The organism is Amycolatopsis kentuckyensis (genome assembly GCF_002155975.1).
Taxonomy (GTDB): domain Bacteria; phylum Actinomycetota; class Actinomycetes; order Mycobacteriales; family Pseudonocardiaceae; genus Amycolatopsis; species Amycolatopsis kentuckyensis.
Genome location: NZ_MUMI01000090.1, coordinates 1 through 18351, shown reverse-complemented (window position 1 = coordinate 18351; position 18351 = coordinate 1). Strand labels below are relative to the sequence as shown.

12 protein-coding genes and 1 tRNA gene are annotated in these 18351 nt (G+C 71.8%); 5 read left to right on the top strand and 8 right to left on the bottom strand.

The window, feature by feature from the left end:
- Positions 1–212: 212 nt before the first annotated feature.
- The 3 genes from CCN39_RS09655 to CCN39_RS09645 all read right to left on the bottom strand — a co-directional run bounded on the left by CCN39_RS09655 (position 213) and on the right by CCN39_RS09645 (position 6712).
- Positions 213–2870 carry a hypothetical protein gene (locus tag CCN39_RS09655; RefSeq protein WP_086840485.1) on the bottom strand — a complete coding sequence of 886 codons (2658 nt, stop codon included), beginning with the start codon at positions 2868–2870 and terminating at the stop codon, positions 213–215.
- A gap of 16 nt (positions 2871–2886) precedes the next feature.
- The gene (ettA, locus tag CCN39_RS09650; protein ID WP_086840483.1) at positions 2887–4563 is read right to left on the bottom strand and encodes an energy-dependent translational throttle protein EttA; all 1677 of its coding nucleotides are present in this window, start codon (positions 4561–4563) and stop codon (positions 2887–2889) included.
- A gap of 130 nt (positions 4564–4693) precedes the next feature.
- The gene (locus CCN39_RS09645; protein ID WP_086840481.1) at positions 4694–6712 is read right to left on the bottom strand and encodes a bifunctional copper resistance protein CopD/cytochrome c oxidase assembly protein; all 2019 of its coding nucleotides are present in this window, start codon (positions 6710–6712) and stop codon (positions 4694–4696) included.
- 57 nt (positions 6713–6769) lie between these two features.
- On the opposite strand from CCN39_RS09645, the gene CCN39_RS09640 reads away from it, so the two are divergent.
- On the top strand, positions 6770–7408 hold the full coding sequence (locus CCN39_RS09640; protein ID WP_086840479.1) for a histidine phosphatase family protein: 639 nt from the start codon (positions 6770–6772) through the stop codon (positions 7406–7408).
- Here CCN39_RS09640 and CCN39_RS09635 read toward each other — a convergent pair.
- The gene (locus tag CCN39_RS09635) at positions 7382–8560 is read right to left on the bottom strand and encodes a sensor histidine kinase (RefSeq protein WP_208630192.1); all 1179 of its coding nucleotides are present in this window, start codon (positions 8558–8560) and stop codon (positions 7382–7384) included. The two genes, CCN39_RS09640 and CCN39_RS09635, sit on opposite strands and share 27 nt — an antisense overlap.
- Before the next feature lie 184 nt (positions 8561–8744).
- Complete coding sequence (locus CCN39_RS09630; RefSeq protein ID WP_086840477.1) at positions 8745–9926, bottom strand: MFS transporter; 1182 nt, start codon at positions 9924–9926, stop codon at positions 8745–8747.
- A 74-nt stretch (positions 9927–10000) separates the two neighbouring features.
- On the opposite strand from CCN39_RS09630, the gene CCN39_RS09625 reads away from it, so the two are divergent.
- From CCN39_RS09625 to CCN39_RS09610, 4 genes are all read left to right on the top strand, one after another.
- Positions 10001–11092: a LacI family DNA-binding transcriptional regulator gene (locus CCN39_RS09625; protein WP_086840476.1), complete on the top strand. Its 1092-nt coding sequence runs from the start codon at positions 10001–10003 to the stop codon at positions 11090–11092.
- 179 nt (positions 11093–11271) lie between these two features.
- On the top strand, positions 11272–11646 hold the full coding sequence (locus tag CCN39_RS09620; protein WP_086840474.1) for a peptidase inhibitor family I36 protein: 375 nt from the start codon (positions 11272–11274) through the stop codon (positions 11644–11646).
- Between the two features lie 1199 nt (positions 11647–12845).
- Positions 12846–12922, top strand: a tRNA-Arg gene (locus CCN39_RS09615).
- Between the two features lie 345 nt (positions 12923–13267).
- Positions 13268–13543, top strand: a complete 276-nt coding sequence (locus tag CCN39_RS09610) for a hypothetical protein (protein WP_086840472.1) — start codon at positions 13268–13270, stop codon at positions 13541–13543.
- A 248-nt stretch (positions 13544–13791) separates the two neighbouring features.
- Here the strand turns inward: CCN39_RS09610 and CCN39_RS09605 are convergent, their stop codons facing one another.
- From CCN39_RS09605 to CCN39_RS09595, 3 genes are all read right to left on the bottom strand, one after another.
- Positions 13792–15168 (bottom strand): aminotransferase family protein, encoded by a 1377-nt coding sequence (locus CCN39_RS09605; protein WP_086840469.1) that lies wholly within the window; start codon positions 15166–15168, stop codon positions 13792–13794.
- 14 nt (positions 15169–15182) lie between these two features.
- Positions 15183–16748 carry a GMC family oxidoreductase gene (locus CCN39_RS09600; RefSeq protein WP_086840467.1) on the bottom strand — a complete coding sequence of 522 codons (1566 nt, stop codon included), beginning with the start codon at positions 16746–16748 and terminating at the stop codon, positions 15183–15185.
- A 62-nt stretch (positions 16749–16810) separates the two neighbouring features.
- Positions 16811–18289 carry an APC family permease gene (locus CCN39_RS09595; protein ID WP_086840465.1) on the bottom strand — a complete coding sequence of 493 codons (1479 nt, stop codon included), beginning with the start codon at positions 18287–18289 and terminating at the stop codon, positions 16811–16813.
- Positions 18290–18351: the final 62 nt, after the last annotated feature.

Sequence of the window (18351 nt, the reverse complement as noted above, 5' to 3'; positions counted from 1 at the left end):
GACTGGACGCCGGTCGGGGTGAACCGGGCCCATCCCGAGCTCGGCAAAACTGTCGGTGCCTGCCGGTAGCGTGGAAATCGGGGGCTGCTCCGAACGGCTCGGGCCGCAGGCGCCCCGTCAGCCGGGCGCCTTCGCGGGCTGCGGAGGCCAGGCGAGCCGGGGCGGCCGGGCGAGCCGGGGCGGCCGGGCGAGCCGGGGCGGCCGGGCGCCGATCAGTCGCGCGAGCTGTGGCCGCGGGAGTCCGAGACCTCGGCGCCGTGACCGTTGCGGCCGTGGCCGTTGCGGCGGCCCGTGTCCTGGGAGCCGAGCTGCTTGACCAGGGCGGCCGCGCTCGCCGTGCCCGCCTGGTGCTCGGCCAGGGCGCGGGCGAGCAGGTCGGCCAGCCCGGCGTCCGGCGGCGGCTCGTCCTCCGCGATCGCGCGGGCGTAGCTCTCCGGGAACGGGGCCGTCGCCGGCGTCCAGTGGCCGAAGTCCTCCATCGGCTCCAGCGACGGCGGCATCCGCAGCCGCGGCAACCACGGCTCGGCTTCGTCGCGGTAGTCCGGCACCGACGGCGGCTCGTCCTCCGGCCGCGGCGGCGGGGCGAGCTCGGGACGGGCCGGTTCCTCGGCACGCGGGCTGTCGGCATCTTCCGCGCGCCGACGGCCCCCGGCGCCCCCGGAGGCCGAGATGCCCAGGCGGTCGAGCACCGACCGCGCGGCCACCGAGCCGTGCTCGGCATCGTGACGCGTCGACGGCTGCGGTTCTGGCCGCCGTCCCTCCGACGCCCACGGCTCCCGCTCGGCGGCGGGCTCGGGCGCGAGCGGCAAGGCAGGCGTGATCCGAGTGGGCGCCGACTCCCGCTCGGCGGCGGTCTCCCGCAGCCGAGCTTCGGCCAGCGCGGCCCAGGAGAACTTGGTCTTGCCGCTTTCGGCGGACGGCGACGTCTCGGCAGGTTCCCGCGCTTCGATCGGCGCTCGCCCCCGCTCGGCCGACCGCGGCTCGTCAGGCTCCACCGGCCGCGGCTCGGTAGGCCGCGACTCGGCAGGCTCAGCCGGCTGCTCGGTAGGCCGGAACTCGGCAGGCTCCAGCCCGTGCTCGGCCGACCGCTGCTCGGCAGGCCGGGACTCCGGTTCCGCGAACCGCGGCTCAGCAGCCTCAGACCGGGACCCCAACCGTCGATCACCGGACTCCAACCGGAACTCCGGCTGCCGCCCACGCTTGGCCAACCGCGGCTCAGCACCCCGCGCCGACCTCACCTCGCCCGGCTCCCGCTCCGACCGCGGCTCAACAGCCCCAGGCCGATCCCGCACGGCCTGCGGTTCACCAACGCCGGGCCGCTCCTGCGACCCGCGCTCCGAATCCCGCCCCGACCGCACCTCGACAGCCCCAGCCAGCTCCTCAGCCCGTCGTCCCGACCGCACCTCGACAGCCCCAGGCAAATCTTCAGCCCGCCGTCCCGACCGTGACTCGGCAGCACCAGCCCGCCGCCCCGACCGCACCTCGATCGGCTCGGGCCGTCGGCCAGGCGCGGGCTCGTCCCGCACCGCCGGCATCAGCGTCGTCTCCGCCGCGTCCGCAGTCACCCGCGGCCGCTCGAACGACCACGCGGGCGCCGGCTGCCTCGACTCGGGCCGCGACGGCGCTTCCTCCCGCCCGAACGACCACGCCGGCGCGCGTGGCTCCGGCTCCGGAACCGGCGCCGGCTCGGCCGCGACGACCGGGACCGGCCGCGACGGCACCGCCTTCAGCACCTCGTCCAGATCGATCGAAGCCGGCTCCCCGCTGCCGAACTCCCCCGCCAGCACGTTGCACGCCTGCCGCCGGGCGCGGGCGTGCAGCTGCTCCGCCGCCCGCGAGCGGTACAGGCACGCGATGGCCTCCTCCGCCTGCCCGAACCGCTCCTGCAGCTGCGCCAGCTCCAGCCACAGCCGCGCGGTGATCGCCGACAGCCCGTGGCGGTCCGTGCTCGCCACCGCTTCGCGGACCAGCTCGATCGCCGCTTCCCCGGATCCCGCCGGCAAATGGACCCGCGTCGCGACGGCCAGCCGCAGCCAGCCCATCGGAGCGACACCCGCCGCGCGGACCGGCTCGGCCAGCATCGGCTCCGCGATCTCGTACGCCATTTCCGTGTCGCCGCGGTCGAGCAGCGTGCTGACCAGCAACAACACCAGCCGGATGCGGACCAGGCCGCCGTCGTCGGCCGGGTTGTCCAGTTTCTCCAGGAAGCCAAGGCCGGTGCGGGCCGCGTCGGCCGCCGCCGTCAGATCACCGTGGCGCCGCCGGTGGGCGGCCGTGCCGACCCGCAGCAGCGCGCGGACCAGCAGCTGGGTGTCCGCACCCAGGGAATCGTCGCCGACGACGAGCTTGTCCGCCTCCACCAGCACGCGGTCCAGCTCCGACTTGCGGCCGAGCTGGCCGAGGCAGCCCACCAGGTGGCACAACGCCGCCGCGCGGTGCACCGGCGAAACCACCGGATCCGTCAGCACCGGCCGCAACGCGGCGAGGCCGGTCAGCGGCACGCCCAGGCTTCGCGCGCAGACGGCGAGGTCGATGCGCAGGCGCGCCGCGATGTCGCCGTAGCCCGCGTGCTCGGCCGCTCGCAACGCCGCGACCGCGCGCCCGACCGTGCCCGGCCGCTCGCCGAGCCGGACGCGCGCGGACACGACCAGGCTCTCGGCCCGGATCCACTGCTCGTCGGCGCTCGCGGCCTCGGCCAGCGCGGCCGCGCGTTCGCCCAGGACCAGTGCGAGCTCGGGCGCCCGCAAGTGCAGGGCGTCCGCCCGCTCGATCAGCCGTCCGACTGCGGAGAGGGTTCCCCCGGCATTGACGGAGCGCCCGCTCTCCACTCGGGAGAACGGGCCCGTCCGGTGCTGTTTGCTGGCTTCCACGGGGAAACCCGCCCCCTCAGTCGCGGGTCAGCTTGCGATGGGTGACACGGTGCGGGCGGGCAGCCTCGGCGCCCATCCGCTCCACCTTGTTCTTCTCGTACCCTTCGAAGTTGCCCTCGAACCAGAACCACTTGGCCGGGTCTTCGTCCGTGCCTTCCCACGCCAGGATGTGCGTCGCGACCCGGTCGAGGAACCACCGGTCGTGCGAAATCACCACGGCGCAGCCGGGGAACTGCTCCAGCGCGTTCTCGAGCGAGCCCAGCGTCTCGACGTCCAGGTCGTTCGTCGGCTCGTCGAGCAGGATCAGGTTCCCGCCCTGCTTGAGCGTCAGCGCCAGGTTGAGCCGGTTGCGCTCACCACCGGAGAGCACGCCCGCCGGCTTCTGCTGGTCCGGGCCCTTGAAGCCGAACGCGCTGACGTACGCCCGCGAAGGCATTTCGGTCTGGCCGACGTGGATGTAGTCCAGCTCGTCGGAGACGACCTGCCAGACGGTCTTCTTCGGGTCGATCCCGCCGCGGTTCTGGTCCACATAGGACAGTTTGACGGTCTCGCCGATCTTGACCACGCCGTCGTCCGGCTCCTCGAGCCCGACGATGGTCTTGAACAGCGTCGTCTTGCCGACGCCGTTCGGGCCGATCACGCCGACGATGCCGTTGCGCGGCAGGTCGAACGACAGGCCGTCGATGAGCACGCGGCCGTCGAAGCCCTTCTGCAGCTTCTCGACCTCGACCACGACGTTGCCGAGCCGCGGGCCCGGCGGGATCTGGATCTCTTCGAAGTCGAGCTTGCGGTGCTTGTCCGCCTCCGCCGCCATCTCCTCGTAGCGGTCGAGGCGCGACCGGGACTTCGTCTGACGGGCCTTGGCGTTGGACCGCACCCACTCGAGCTCGGTCTTCAGGCGCTTCGCGAGCTTCTGGTCCTTCTTGCCCTGGACCTCGAGGCGCTCGCGCTTCTTCTCCAGGTACGTCGAGTAGTTGCCCTCGTAGCCGACGACCCGGCCGCGGTCGATCTCCATGATCCACTGGGCCACGTTGTCCAGGAAGTACCGGTCGTGGGTGACGGCCAGGACGGCGCCGGCGTAGCGGGAGAGGAACTGCTCCAGCCACAGGACACTTTCGGCGTCCAGGTGGTTGGTGGGCTCGTCGAGCAGCAGCAGGTCGGGCGCCGACAGCAGCAGCTTGCACAGCGCGACCCGGCGGCGCTCACCACCGGAGAGGTGGGTGACGCCTTCGTCCGGCGGCGGGCAGCGGAGCGCGTCCATGGCCTGCTCGACGGTCGAGTCGAGCTCCCAGGCGTCGGCGTGGTCCAGCTCCTCCTGGAGCTGCCCCATCTCCTCCATCAGCTCTTCGGTGTACTCGGTCTCCATCAGCTTGAGGACCTCGTTGTACCGGTCGAGCTTGACCTTGACCTCGCCGAGACCCTCCTCGACGTTCTGCCGGACCGTCTTCTCCTCGTTGAGCTCCGGCTCCTGCATGAGGATGCCGACGGAGGCGCCGGGCTGGAGGAAGGCTTCGCCGTTGCTGGCCTGCTCGATCCCCGCCATGATCTTGAGAACGGTGGACTTACCGGCACCGTTCGGCCCCACCACGCCGATCTTGGCGCCGGGGTAGAACGCGGTGCTGACGTCGTCGAGGATGACCTTGTCCCCGACGGTCTTGCGCACCTTCTTCATGGTGTAGATGAACTCGGCCATACCCACGATCGTAGAGCGCGCTTGATCGCGGCTCGACGCCGGTCACCGTCGGACTACCGAAAGTCAGCCCGAGATCACGCCGAGACTACCGAAACGGCCGTTTTCCCGGCAGCCGGACGGCGGCTCAACCTCAACTGGAACCCGAGGGTCGCTTGCCTTCGGCGAGGTTCTTCAGCATCGCGTTGTAGGCGTTCAGCTCTTCGTCACCCGTTGCCGCTTCGCGCCGGTCACGCCGCTTCGCCTCGCGCTCGTCCTGCCGCGACCACTGCACCAGCAGCGCGATCAGCACCAGCAGCACCGGGACCTCGCCGGCGGCCCAGGCGATGCCGCCGCCGAGCCGCTGGTCGGCGAGCAGGTCGGTGACCCACGGCAGGTGCAGCTGCCCGTAGAAGGCCTGCCCGATGACCGTCTGCTTGCTCATCAGGATCACGCCGAAGAAGGCGTGGAACGGCATCGCGGCGAACATCATGCCGAGCCGGCCGAGGTACGGGATCCGCCGCGGCGCCGGGTCGACGCCGATCACCGGCCAGTAGAAGACGTACCCGGCGAGCAGGAAGTGCCCGTTCATCGCCAGGTGCGCCCAGTGGTAGTTCAGCGCGGTGTCGAACAGGCCGGAGAAGTACAGCGCGTAGAACGAGCCGACGAACAGCAGCAGCGCGACCACCGGGTGCGTGAGGAACCGCGACACCGGCGAGTGCACGAAGGCGACGAGCCACTCGCGCGGCCCGGGCGGGGAGTCCTTGCCCGCGGCCGGCAGGGCGCGCAGTGCGAGCGTCACCGGCCCGCCGAGCACGAACAGCACCGGCGCCACCATCGACAGCAGCATGTGGTTGCCCATGTGGACGCTGAACATCGCGGGCGCGTACCGGCCGACCCCCGACGACGTCGCGATCAGCAGCACCACGCAGCCGGCGATCCAGGCGACCGTGCGGCCGACCGGCCAGGTGTCGCCGCGGCGCAGCAGCCGCTGGACGCCGGCGAGGTACAGGCCGCCGAGGACGAGCGCGATGGTGCCGTAGACCAGGTCGAACCGGGTGTCGAAGAGCAGCCGCCAGACCGTCGGCGCGCCGTCGAGGTCGTAGCCGATCAGCAGCTCGGTGGTGGACGGCTGGGTGATCGCGTCCGCCGGCGGTGGCGTCCTGGCCAGCCCGGACGCGATGCCGATGGTGACGAACATGATCAGGATCTCGACCGAGGCCAGGCGCAGCAGCTGGGCGCCGCCCTTGCCGTCCACGAGGTTCGCGACACCCTTTTCGCGCTGCTGGTGGCCGAACACCCCGAGCAGCAGCAGCGCCACCGTCTTGGCCACCACGAGCAGGCCGTAGTCGGTGGTGAACAGGTCGTTGAAGCCGATCCGGACCAGCGCGTTGACCGCACCGGAGAGCGCCATCACGATCCAGCAGACCAGGGCCAGCTTCGAGAACCGCTGCGCGGCCAGGCTCAGGTGGCCCCCGCGCCGGTACCCCAGCGCCAGCAGGGCGACCAGGCCGCCGACCCACAGCGCCGCGGCGACCAGGTGGAACAGCAGGCTGTTGGTGGCGACGTCGTGCGAGCCACCGCTGGCGGAGTGCCCGGTGACGGCGACCGGGACCAGCCCGCCGACGGCCAGTACGAACAGCACCGCCGTCCAGCCCCAGGTCAGCGCGAGCCGGCAGCCGAGCGCGATCAGGATGGCGATCAGCGCCGTCCACAGCCACGCCTTCGGCTGTTCGATGGCGCCGACCAGGTCGAGCAGCGTCTGCGGGTCCAGGACGTCGCCGAACGGCTTCCCGGCGGTGTCGGCGGCGGTGAAGGCGACCGAGAGCAGGGCCGCGCCGAACCACACCCAGGCGGCGATCCCGGCCGCGCGCAGGGCGCCGTAGCCCTCGGGGCCGAGCGTCCCGGACTTCTGCGGCGGCACCAGGAAGGCGGCCAGCAGCAGCGACCCGACGCAGATCACCGACGCGCATTCGGACAGCACGCGCATGACGGTGATGCCGTACTTGGTGACCAGCCCCGGGTCGGGCAGGCCGGCGATGGCGTAACCGGCCCCGCCGGTGAGCGCGATCAGGCCGATCGCGACCACCGCGGCCAGCAGGAAGCCGACCACGAGCAGGGGCAGCACACTCGCCCGGCGCTGGGTGGGGACGTCGGATTTCGTGGCGGACACGCCCCTGAGGGTATGCCCCGCCCCGGTCAGGCCCGTGTGACGGGCAGGATGGGCGCTGTGAAGATGATCCTGCTGCGGCACGCCGAGTCGCTTGGCAACGTCGACGAGCTGGCCTACACGCGGATCCCCGACCACGCGCTGCCGCTGACCGCCAAGGGCGAGCGGGAAGCCCGTGCGGTGGCGCCGGAGATCGCGCGGCTGCTCGACGGGACCCGGCCCGCGGCGTACGTCAGCCCGTACCTGCGCACTCGGGAGACGTTGCGGCTGCTGGACATCCGGGCGTCGTGCGAACGGCTGGTGCAGGAGCCGCGGCTGCGCGAGCAGGACTGGGGCAACCTGCAGGACCCGGCCGACCAGGAGATCCAGAAGGCGCGGCGGCACGAGTTCGGGCACTTCTTCTACCGGCTGCCGTTCGGCGAGTCGGGCGCGGACGTCGACGACCGCGTCGCGGCGTTCCTCTCGGACCTGCGCCTGCGCGAGGAAAGTCACCCGGAGACGGTGCTGATCGTCTCCCACGGGCTCACGCTGCGGCTGCTGTGCCGGCGGCTCTTCGGCTGGAGCATCGAGCTGTTCGAGTCCCTGTCCAACCCGGCGACCTGCGAATACCGCGTCCTCGAAGAGCAGGACGGCAAGTGGGCGCTGGACCGGCCGTTCGCGCAGTGGCGGGACTCACCCGACGGGGAAACCCAGCTTTAGCGGCGCGGTCAGCACGACGCGGGTGCCGTGGCCGGGCGCCGAGTCGATGCGCGCGGCGCCGTCGATCTCGGCCATCCGCGCTTGGATCGAGTTCTCGATGCCGAACCCGGCGCGGCGCGCGCCGAGGTCGAAGCCGGTGCCGTGGTCGCGAACGGACACCGTGATGACGCCTTCACGCTCTTCGAGGCACACGACAGCCTTCGTCGTCCTCGCGTGCTTCAAGGTGTTTCGCAGCGCTTCGCGGGTTGCGTCGTGAAGGGCGTGGACGACGGCTTCGGGGACGTCGGTGGGCTTCGCGAGCACGACGAGGTCCACGCGGAGCCCGTCGGCCGTCATCTCGACCGCCAGCGCGCCCAAGCGGTGTTCGAGCCCGCCCGGCTCGGCGGGCGCGTCGCCGTCGAGGCTCAGCCGCAGGCGCAGGGCGTGCGCGCGAGCGGTGCGGCGGACCTGGTCGAGGCTGCCGCGCGGGTCGAGCGCGTCCCCGGGCGCGGGCAGCGCGAGCGACTCCATCACCTGCAGGACCGTGTCGTGGACGTCGCGGCGGTGCCGTTCCCGCTCGGCGGCCCGGCCGCGCTGCTCGCCCAGCCCGAGCGCGAACCGCATGGACCCGGCGACGAGCAGCACGATGGCCAGCGCCGTCACCGCCGCCGCGACCAGGGCTAGCAGGATCCACGTCGCGGGCGCCGACGTGCCCGACACCGCGGCCATGCCGTACCGCAGGAGGAGTGCGCCGGCGATCGCGACGGCCCCGGCGGGCGCGCCGCGCAGCAGGGTCCAGACCATGACCGTGCCCATGATGTTCGGCCAGGCCAGGGTCAGCAGCTCGGGGGAATGCGCCGCGAAGAGGGCCGCGGCGAAGCTCGTCATGAGCGTGTACGCGGTATCGGCGGCCAGCACCGGCCGGATTCCGGTGGCCCGGCGGAAGACCCAGGCCACTTCGAGGAGGTTCGGCACCAGGTAGAGGGCGACCGCGACCCAGAGCACCGGCGCGCTCAGCGGACCGCCGGACCAGACGGCCTGCAGGAACAGCGCCAGCCGGAACGCGACCGGCACCAGCACGAGCCGCGGCACGGCGTCCCGCACGAGCGTCGACCCCGTCCCGCCGAACCGCCCGCTCCGGCCGGCGAGCGCCCCCGCGCCGCCGAGCAGCACAACCCTCACGACGTCCTCCCCGGATCAAGGCCCCTACCCTGATCAGCCGACCTGAAATTGAAACGTCGCCGTATTCATTTCAGTTTACCGACGGGGTTCAGCTTGCCTCGCGCACCAGGAGACTGTCAACGCCCGGGCCGTGGCGGAAACGCCGGTGGCGGCACGGATTTCGTGCCCGGAACGGCTATCGGCTGATCATCGCGTCCGCTTCTTCCCGCCGCCGCGACCGCCGGGCGGCGACCGCGGCGGGCAGGATCAACGCCGCGACGAGCGCGACGAAGACGAACGCCACGTCGTAGTCCGTCGCCTGCGCGATGCCGCCGACGATCGGCGGGCCGCCGAGGAAGCCGGTGTAGGCGATGGCGGTGACGAAGCCGATCTCGCGCTCGCCGCCGGTGCCGTCACCGCGCTTCCCGGCGTCCCCGGCGAGGCTGAGCGCCATCGGGAAGGACGCGGCGAGACCCGCCCCGGCCAGCGCGAACCCGGCGTAACCGGCGGCGGCGACCGGGATGGTGGCCGCGGCGACCAGCCCGGCGGCGGCCAGGGTGGCGCCCGCGGCGAGGCAGCGGGTCGGGCCGAACCGGCGTTGCGCCCACGGGCCCGCCAGCCGGGTCAGGGCCATGACCAGCTGGAACCCCGCGAACGCGAGGGCGGCGGCACCCTGGCCGACCCCGCGCTCGACCGTCATCAGCAACGCCGACCAGTCCGACGACGCGCCTTCGGCGATGGCCGAGCACAGCGCGACCGCGGCGAGCAGCCACAGCACCGGCCGCCGGATCGGCGCGCGGGCCGGCGTGACCACGGGTTCTTCGGTGTGCCGGGGGCGGATGCCCGGGACGGCGCGGATGACGAGGAGCAGCACCAGGAGCGCGACGACGGCGGCGACGGTGAGGTGGCGCGCCGGGGACCAGCCGTGGCCGGCAGCCAGGCCCGCGGCCAGCGAACCGGCGAGCGCGCCGAAGCTGAACCCCGCGTGGAAGACGGACATCACCGGCTTGCCGAGCCGGCGTTCGACCGCGACGCCGGCGACGTTCATCGCGACGTCGAGCATCCCGACGCTCGCGCCGATCACCAGCAGCGCCCCGGCCAGCAGCGGGACGGTGGGCGCGAAGCCGACCAGCACCAGGGAACCGGCGGCCATCGCGGTGCTCCCGGCGACGGCCGCCCGGGCGCCGGCCCGTTCGATCAGCCGTCCGGACACCGACGCGGCGGCAAGCATGCCGGCGCTGGCGCCGAGCAGGGCCAGGCCGAACACCCCGGGTGACGCGTGCACCTGCGCGGTCAGCGCGGGCGTCCGCGACGCCCACGACCCCAGCGCGAGCCCGTTGAGGGCGAACACGGTGAACACCGCGATCCGGTCCCGCATGGGTCCCCCTTTCGTGGTTCCAGCGTGACTTAAGCGCTTCAGAAAGTCCACCGCGCCGTGGTTAGACTGCGCGGATGACCCGGCGCCGCCGTCCCACGCTCGACGACGTCGCCGGCGCTGTCGGCGTCTCGCGGGCGACGGTCTCGAACGCCTACAACCGGCCCGACCAGCTGTCCGCCCGGCTGCGGGACGAGGTCCTGCGGGTGGCGGCCGAGCTGGGCTACCCCGGGCCGGACCCGACCGCTCGGAGCCTCGCGACCAGCCGCACGGGCGCGATCGCGGTCCTGCTGGACACGTCGCTGTCGATGGCGTTTTCGGACCCGGCGCTGTACCTGACGCTGGACGCGCTGGCGCGGGTGATCGACCCCCGCGGCCACGCGCTGCTGCTCCTGCCCGGCGGCGTTTTCGGCGGGCCGGCCGCCGACCGCGTGCTGACCGCGCAGGCCGACATCGCGATCGTGTATTCGCTGCCCGACGGCGCTCCTTCGCTGGAGGCGGTGCGCACGCGGGGGCTGCCGCTCGTGGTGATCGACCAGCCGCTGCTGCCCGGCACGGCCCGGGTCGGCTGCGCGGACCGGGCGGGGGCGGCTTCGGCCGCGCGGCACCTGCTGGACCTGGGGCACCGGCGCTTCGGGATCTTCGCCGCGTGCAGCCACCTCAAGCCCGGCGGCGGCAGGCTGACCGTGGCGGAGGCCGCGGCGGCGCCGTTCCACGACGTCCGCGAGCGGCTGAGCGGTTATCTGGACGAGCTGGGCTCGTGCCCGGTCGTCGTCGAGGAGGCGGCTGGGCTGAGCGCGGAGAGCGCGATGGCGGGGGCGTTCGCGCTGCTCGGGACATCACCGCGCCCGACGGCGGTGCTGTGCATGTCCGACCAGCTGGCGCTGGCGGTGCTCGCCGCGGCCCGGGAGCTGGGGATCAGCGTGCCGGGCGAGCTGTCGGTGGCCGGTTTCGACGACAGCCCGCCGGCGTCGTGGTCGTCGCCGCCGCTGACCACGGTCCGGCAGGACCTCGCGGCCAAGGGGCGGATCGCCGGGGAGCTGGCGCTGGGGCTGCTGGACGATGGTTCGGCAGCGGGTTCGGCGCCGGGTTCGGCGCCGGATTCGGCGCCGGCGCCGGTCGAGGTGCCGGTTTCGCTGGTGGTGCGCGGCAGCACGGGACCCGCGTAGCACCGCCTCCGTCGTCCTGCAAGGCCTTCTTTCACAGCTGTGGACAACCTTTCCTCTGCCGGGCAGTTGTCCACAGAATCGAAATAGCGGGCTGACAAACTCCCCACCGCCCGCCAATCTGGAATCACCAGTTCACCGCGGCTCATCCGAGAGCCGCGATTCCGGAGGGGAAATCCACCATGTCTTCACGTCGTCTTCGTTCCCGCCTGCCGCACATCGTCGTCCTGGCCATGATCGGCATGCTGACCAGCGTCGGAGCCGCCCACGCGGGCACGGACCCGGGCTGCCGAAAGGGCGAGTTCTGCGTGTGGCCGTCCGACGGCTACAGCGGCGAAATCCAGCGTTTCGAGCTGCGCACGGCCAATACCGAGGAATGCTTGCCACTGCCCGAAGGATTCGACGGGTCGTCGTTCGCGAATTTGATGACCCGCGACGTCACGGTGTACCAGGACGACGAATGCTCGACGGAGGGAGATTTCGTCACCTATCCGGGTGGCGGCACGTACGTCCCGAACGCGCCGTTCCTGGTCCGAGGCATCCAGATCTGGGAGTGACCCCCTGACCCGGGCCCCGCAAAGCCGCCCGCTCCGAGGAAGGAGCCGGCTCGCGGCGGCGGCCGGGCCCAACCGGGGCCGCTCCCCCGAAGCGGCCCCACCCCGTGGGCGCGCCTCAGCGGCGGGGCGCGCCCACGGGCCCCAGCCAGCCCGCACCGGCGGTGGGCTAGCCGAGGCTCAGGCGCTGTCTCGGACCTGACCAGAGGCCTCCGGCGGCGCCTCGGGCTAGCCAGGGCTCAGGCGCTGTCTCGGGGCTGACCGAGTCTCCGGCGGTCGCGAGCCACGCGGAGCGCCTTGGTAGCGCGTGCGGGTCGGCCGGGGGGCTCCAGCCGCCCCGCACGCCAGGCCCGGACCGGTGTGTGGCCGACCCCACCAAGGCAGCCGGCCACACACCGGCAGCAGAACGACCCAGCCGACCAACCCCGGCGGCCGGCCACCACCCGACACCCCCACAACCCCCGGCGGTCGGCGCTCATCCCAGGAACCCCAGCACCCCACCCACGACCGGCGCCAGCCACCACCGCTCGTCCGAGGTCAAGACCTTCCGCAGGTGCCACCCGGCAGGTGCCAACCGACCGCACCCAGCGGCCAGCCACCCCAACTAGCCCACCGACCGCATCCAGCGGCCGAGCAGGCTCGACACACCGCCCGCCCACCATCGGGCGCGGCTTACCCAGGCAACCAACCACACCCCAGACCGCTCAACACCGTCTGAACTGCAGCCAAAGCCATCAAATCTCTAAGTCACAGGTCCCAAGGCCACCCGCCAAAACCGGCCGAGCCCCGGACCGCCGGCGCACACTCCGGACCCGGCGTCCCGCCGACCCGGAACGATCCACCAGCTCGGCCGTGGCCCGCTCCTGCGGCGGGGAACCTCGGGACCACGGCGTCCCTGCATCTCCACCCCGCCACGGCCGGAGCAGCAGCGGCGGCGGACAGAGCAAGAGCCTTCTGATCTCTGGATAGCAGGTTCGAGCCCGTCAGGGAACCCCGGCCTGCCCGCGGGTCACAACCCGACCGAAACGAAAGGAGCACGCAGCGTCACCGGCACCTGGCCGCGATGCCATCGCCACCAAAATTCCGAATTACGTCGAACGAGACCTGAAACGATTGGCCGGTGTCGAACGATCGAGAGGGTGGCGACGACTAAGCTGCCGGTGCCGGGCGACCGGCACGATCGGCAGCAGCCGTCGGCGCGGGCCCTCGTAGCTCAGCTGGATAGAGCAAGAGCCTTCTAATCTCTAGGTCGCAGGTTCGAGTCCTGCCGGGGGCGCCACCAGGGAAGACGTCGTGCGCGGTTGCGCACGACGTCCCCGGGCACGTGACTGGGCCCACACCGCAGCTCGCTTTCTCCACCGTCGTGCTCCCACTGTGGACGGTGACGGCTCGTTTTCCCCCGCGACACGCACAGGTCCGGATGCCTCATCGCGCAAGCAGCCAGGTGGCCCAACGATTCCGGGCCGAGTTCGTCTCGAGACAACCTTGTTACCGAAGGGCAAATCCACCGTTCGTGCTTCCCCGCGATCGGACGATCACGCCCAGCAATGACCCCGGGATCGAGCAGCAGAACAACACGATCGAGGGACACGTTTCCCACGGCAAAGGAGGCGGAAACACCACCATGGACCACGACGAAGCCAGTGGACGGCATCGGCGCCGCCGCACCAACAGCGTCACGCGCGCGGCCCTGGACGAAGCACGGCGTGCAGGGCTCGTCCAACGGCACCTCACGAAGCTGCGGCACCTGACGGCCCGGGCGACCGCTGCCCCGGCCGCCGGCGACGCCCTTCCCGCCACGTCGGGAGCACCACAGCCGGAGACAGCCGACCGCTTGCCGATGGCCGGGCGGCCGCACCCCGTCGATCACGAGGGTTCGTCCACATCGGAGGCCGCCTGAGCCGTTGGCGGCAGCGTCCGGAGTGCTGCCGTCGAATTCTCCTGTGAGGCAAGGACTTGAGCAGCAACCGTGCCCGCGATCCGTTGAACAGGGCAGGTTGAGCACTTCGCCGAAGTCATCCGGTGGCCGATTCGCATTCTCACCGACCACGGCGTGCCGCCAAGGCCGGCTGAGCACGTCCAGCCGCCTGTTTCGAGTCCGAAGCAGCGGTTTCCGTCAGGGGAACTCGGACGTGCTCAGCGCGGTCCTCAGTCGGCGAGACTGCCGTCGGTGTCGAAACGGGAGACGACGTCGACGACGGCGTCCGTGGCGCGGCGGGCCTCGTCCTCGGTGATCACCAGTGGTGGTGCGAGGACGAGCATGTGCCCGTACGGCCGGGCGATGACTCCGTGCCGCTTGCGGATCTCGAAGCAGACCCGCTCGACCGGCGCCCACTCCTGCGGGATCTTGTGCTCGCGGTCGGTCACCATCTCCAGGCCGGCGAGGGAGCCGACGACGCGGATGTCGCCGACGGCGGGCAGGTCGGCGGCCGGGGCGAGGCCGGTGCGCAGCCAGTCCGCGATGGTGTGGGCCTTCGGCACCAGCTGCTCGCGCTCGATGATGTCGATGGTGGCGAGACCGAGCGCACAGGCCACCGGGTGGCCCTGGAAGGTGTAGCCGTGGAAGAAGCCGCCGGTCTCCAGCAGGCCGTCGGCGATCTCGTCGGTCATCAGCGTGGCGCCGAGGGGGGTGTAGCCGCCCGCGATGCCCTTCGCCATCGTGATCATGTCCGGGCGCATGCCCCGGACCTCCGACTCGAACCACGAGCCGACCCGGCCGTACGCGGTGACGACCTCGTCCGCGATCAGGAGGATCCCGTTGCGTGAGAGGACTTCGCGCACCCGCGGCCAGTAGTCGGCCGGCGGCTCGAGGACGCCGCCGCCCGCCATGACCGGCTCGCCGATCATCGCGGCGATGTTGCCCGCGCCGATCCGCTCGATCGTCTGCTCCAGCTCGGCGAGCAGGAAATCGGTCTGGTCCTGGCCGCCGAACATCTCCGGGCGGTACGGGTTGGGCGGGGTCAGCTTCTCCACGTGCGGCAGGTTCGGGCCGACTCCCTCCTGCATCGGGGGGAAGCCGGTCGCCGTGCCGCTGCCGTAGGCGGCGCCGTGGAACGAGTAGTGCCGCGACAGGATCCACGTGCGGTCCGGCTCGCCGCGCCGGTGGTGGAACAGCCGCGCCGCCTTGATCGCGGTCTCCACCGACTCGGACCCGCCACTGGTGAAGAACACCCGGTTGATCCCCTCCGGGGCCAGCCCGGCGATGCGCGCGGCGAGGTGGATCGCCTTGTCGTTGGAGAACTCCAGCAGGCTGGTGAAGTACTCCAGCTCGGTGATCTGCTTCGCGGCGACCTCGGCCAGCTCCTTGCGGCCGTGGCCGAGCGGCGAGTGCCAGACGCCGCCGCCGGCCGCGTCGAGCAGCTCGTTGCCGCGCGCGTCCCACACCGTGCAGCCCTCGCCGCGCACGATCACCACGCGGTCGTGGATGTCCCCGCGCTGCATCGAGCGGAACAGGTGCCGGCGGTCGAGTTTCTCCAGCTCGGCCGCGGCCTCGGCGACCGATGGAGTCTGAGGTGAGATGGTCACGTGCTTCTCCAGTTCTACGCCGGGGACTTGGGCAGTGCGGGACGGCCGAGTACCAGGTCGGCCGCCTTCTCGCCGATGGCGATCGCGGTGGCGTTCGGCGCGCCGCGGCCGGGGGTCGGCATCACGGAGACGTCGGCGACGCGCAGGCCGTCGACGCCCTTGACGCGCAGTTCGGGGTCGACGACCTTGCCGATCGAGCAGGTGCCGGTGCCGTGGAAGATCGAGTGCGTGTACGCGCGGACGTACGCGCGGACGTCCTTGTCCGAATCGGACTCCGGCGCGCGGTAGTGGGTCTTCGTGTACGGCGAAAGTGCTCGCTGGCGCGCGATCTCCATGCCGATCCGGACCCCGGCGACGGCCACGTCCAGGTCGCCGTCGGCGCTGAAGTAGCTGTGCTGGATCTTCGGCTTGGTGGTCGGGTCGTTGGAGTCGAGGGTGACCGCGCCGCGGCTGCCCTGGGTCAGCAGCACCGGGCCGTAGGTGATCGCGTGCGCGGTCGGCAGGCCGAGGCCGCTGTCGGCGAACATCAGCGGGCCGGTGAAGAACGCGACGTCCGGGGCCGGCAGGCCGGAGTCCGTGCGGACGTACCCGCCGCACTCCGGGCCGTTCGAGGTGAGCGGGCCGGTGCCGTGCTCCTCGAACTCCTTGATGTACTGGGGTTCTTCGGCGATCAGCAAGCTGACCGGCAGGTCGTGGCTGTAGATCAGCGGCACGATCGGGTGGTCCTGCAGGTTCGCGCCGACCTCGGGGTTGTCCACCTGCACGTCGATGCCCAGCAGGTTCAGGTGGTCGGCCGGGCCGATGCCGGAGTGCATCAGCAGGTGCGGCGAGTTGTACGCGCCGCCGCTGAGGATGACTTCGCGCCCGGCGCGGATGGTGACCGTGTCGTCGCCGCGGTGCCCGGTGACGCCGACCGCGCGGCCGTCCTCGATCAGCACGCGATGCACCTGAAGGTTGGTCTCCAGGGTCAGGTTCGGGCGGCCGAGCGCGGGGTGCAGGTACGCGACGGCGGTGCTGCATCGGCGGCCGTTGCGCTGGGTGACCTGGAAGAAGCCGAAGCCGTCCTGGGCCTTGCCGTTGAAGTCCGCGTTCTCGTCGAACCCCGCCTGCAGCGCGGCCTCGATGAAGGCCCGCGCCTGGATGTTCTTCGAACGGCCGTCCGAGACGGACATCGGACCGCCCACGCCGTGGAACTCGTCGGCGCCGCGCTCGTTGTCCTCGGACCGCTTGAAGTACGGCAGGATCTCGTCGTAGGTCCAGCCCGGCTGGCCCCAGCCGTCGTAGTCGAGCTTGTTGGCGCGCAGGTAGAGCATCGCGTTGATGGAGCTGGTGCCGCCGAGCACCTTGCCACGCGGGTGGAAGATGCGGCGGCGGTTGAGCTCCGGCTCCTCGTGGGTGTCGTAGTCCCAGTCGTAGCGGGTGCGGAACAGCTCGCCGAAGGCGGCGGGGACGTGGATGTTCTCCGCGGTGTCGTACGAGCCGGCCTCGATCACGCACACCGTGACGTCCGGATCCTCGGAAAGGCGCGCCGCGAGCACGCAGCCCGCCGAACCCGCGCCGACGATCACGTAGTCGTACATCCGGTCCTCCATTGTTGAAGTAGGCAAAGGGCTGAGCACGGGTTGCTTCTCCGGAATGCGCTTCAGGCGGCCAGTTCGCCGGATTCCGACTCGGGTTCGCGCACGAGCTCGAGGTGGTCGGACCGGACCTCGGCGACGGCGATCCCCGCGTACCGCTCCGGCCTCTTCGCCTTGAGCCACCCGGCATAACCGATGCCGGCGACGGCGACCGCGAGCAACAGCCACGGCAGCGCGTTGACCACCGCACTGTCGGTTCCGGTTAGCAGCGGGAAGTTCATCACCAGCAGGACCGCCGACGCACCGAGGCCGAGCGCGCCGAGCGCGGGGGCGAGCTTGGTCCGCCACCAGTGGCCGTCCGGGCGCCTGCGGAAGAACCCGATCACGGAGACGGCCGCGAACGCCTGCAGCACGACGATCCCGAGCGTGCCCACGCCGAGCAGGCTGGTGGCGAGGTTCGTGTACGGGTCGAGCCCGCCGACCGCGAACGCTCCCACCACGACGACCGTCAGGACGCTCTGGACGATGCTGGCGCGGTGCGGTGACGCGTGCTTCGCGTGCACCTGGCCGAGCCAGCCGGGGAGCACCCGTTCCCGGCCCAGCACGAAGGTGTAGCGGTTGGTGGCGTTGTGCAGCGCGAGGAGCGCGGCGAGCGTGCTGGTGCACAACAGGACCTGCATCACCGAGCCGAGCACCGGTGAGACGTAGTCGGAGCCCAGCGTGAGGAACAACCCGCCGAGCTGCTCCCCCGCCACCTGCTGCACCTGGCCCGCGCCGATGCCACCGACGGCCACCCAGCTGGTCAGCGCGTAGAAGGCGGCGATCACGACGACCGACGCGTACGTCGCCCGCGGGACCGTCTTGCGCGGGTCCTTCGCCTCTTCACCGTAGAGCGACGCGGATTCGAAGCCGATGAACGACATGAAGGCGAACATCATCGTCACGCCGATGGCGCCGGTGAACACGGTGGACGGCTGGAACGCCGTCAGCGGCAGCGCCTGCACGCCCTTGTGGCCGATGATGAAGACGTCGAGAATCGCGAGCACGCCGATTTCGGCGACCATCAGCACGGCGAGCACCTTGGCGGAGACGTCGATCTGCCGGTACCCGAGCACGGCGACGACCGCTATCGCGAGCGCCGACCAGACCTCCCACGGGAGAACGAGCCCGTAGGCGTCCGCCGTCAGCTTCGTGAAGTAGCCGAAGGTCCCGGCCAGGCCGATCGACGCGGCGTTGTACGACAGCACCGCGACCAGGCCGCCCGCGACGGCCGGGGGTTTGCCGATGCCCAGCGAGAAGTACGTGTAGAAGCCGCCCGCGTTGACCACCCGGCGGCTCATCGCCGCGTACCCCACCGAGAAGCAGAGCAGCACGATCCCGGCGAAGACGAACACCGCGGGGACGCCCGCGCCATTGCCCAGGGTGAAGGCGAGCGGCACCGTGCCGACCACCGCGGCCAGCGGCGCGGCGGCCGCCACCACCAGCAGCACGATCTTCGGCGTGGTCAGCACACCGCGCAGACCGGACGTCTTTTCCTTGCTCATGGTCAACTCCAGTGTCAGGCTGCGCGGCGGAGCCGGGGGCCGGGCTCCGTCCGGCTGTCCCC

Coding starts and splice junctions, on each gene's coding strand:
- ettA (WP_086840483.1), bottom strand. CDS start 4,563: ATGGCCGAGTTCATCTACACCATGAAGAAGGTGCGCAAGACCGTCGGG.
- CCN39_RS09630 (WP_086840477.1), bottom strand. CDS start 9,926: ATGCGGGACCGGATCGCGGTGTTCACCGTGTTCGCCCTCAACGGGCTC.
- CCN39_RS09625 (WP_086840476.1), top strand. CDS start 10,001: ATGACCCGGCGCCGCCGTCCCACGCTCGACGACGTCGCCGGCGCTGTC.
- CCN39_RS09620 (WP_086840474.1), top strand. CDS start 11,272: ATGTCTTCACGTCGTCTTCGTTCCCGCCTGCCGCACATCGTCGTCCTG.
- CCN39_RS09610 (WP_086840472.1), top strand. CDS start 13,268: ATGGACCACGACGAAGCCAGTGGACGGCATCGGCGCCGCCGCACCAAC.
- CCN39_RS09600 (WP_086840467.1), bottom strand. CDS start 16,748: ATGTACGACTACGTGATCGTCGGCGCGGGTTCGGCGGGCTGCGTGCTC.
- CCN39_RS09595 (WP_086840465.1), bottom strand. CDS start 18,289: ATGAGCAAGGAAAAGACGTCCGGTCTGCGCGGTGTGCTGACCACGCCG.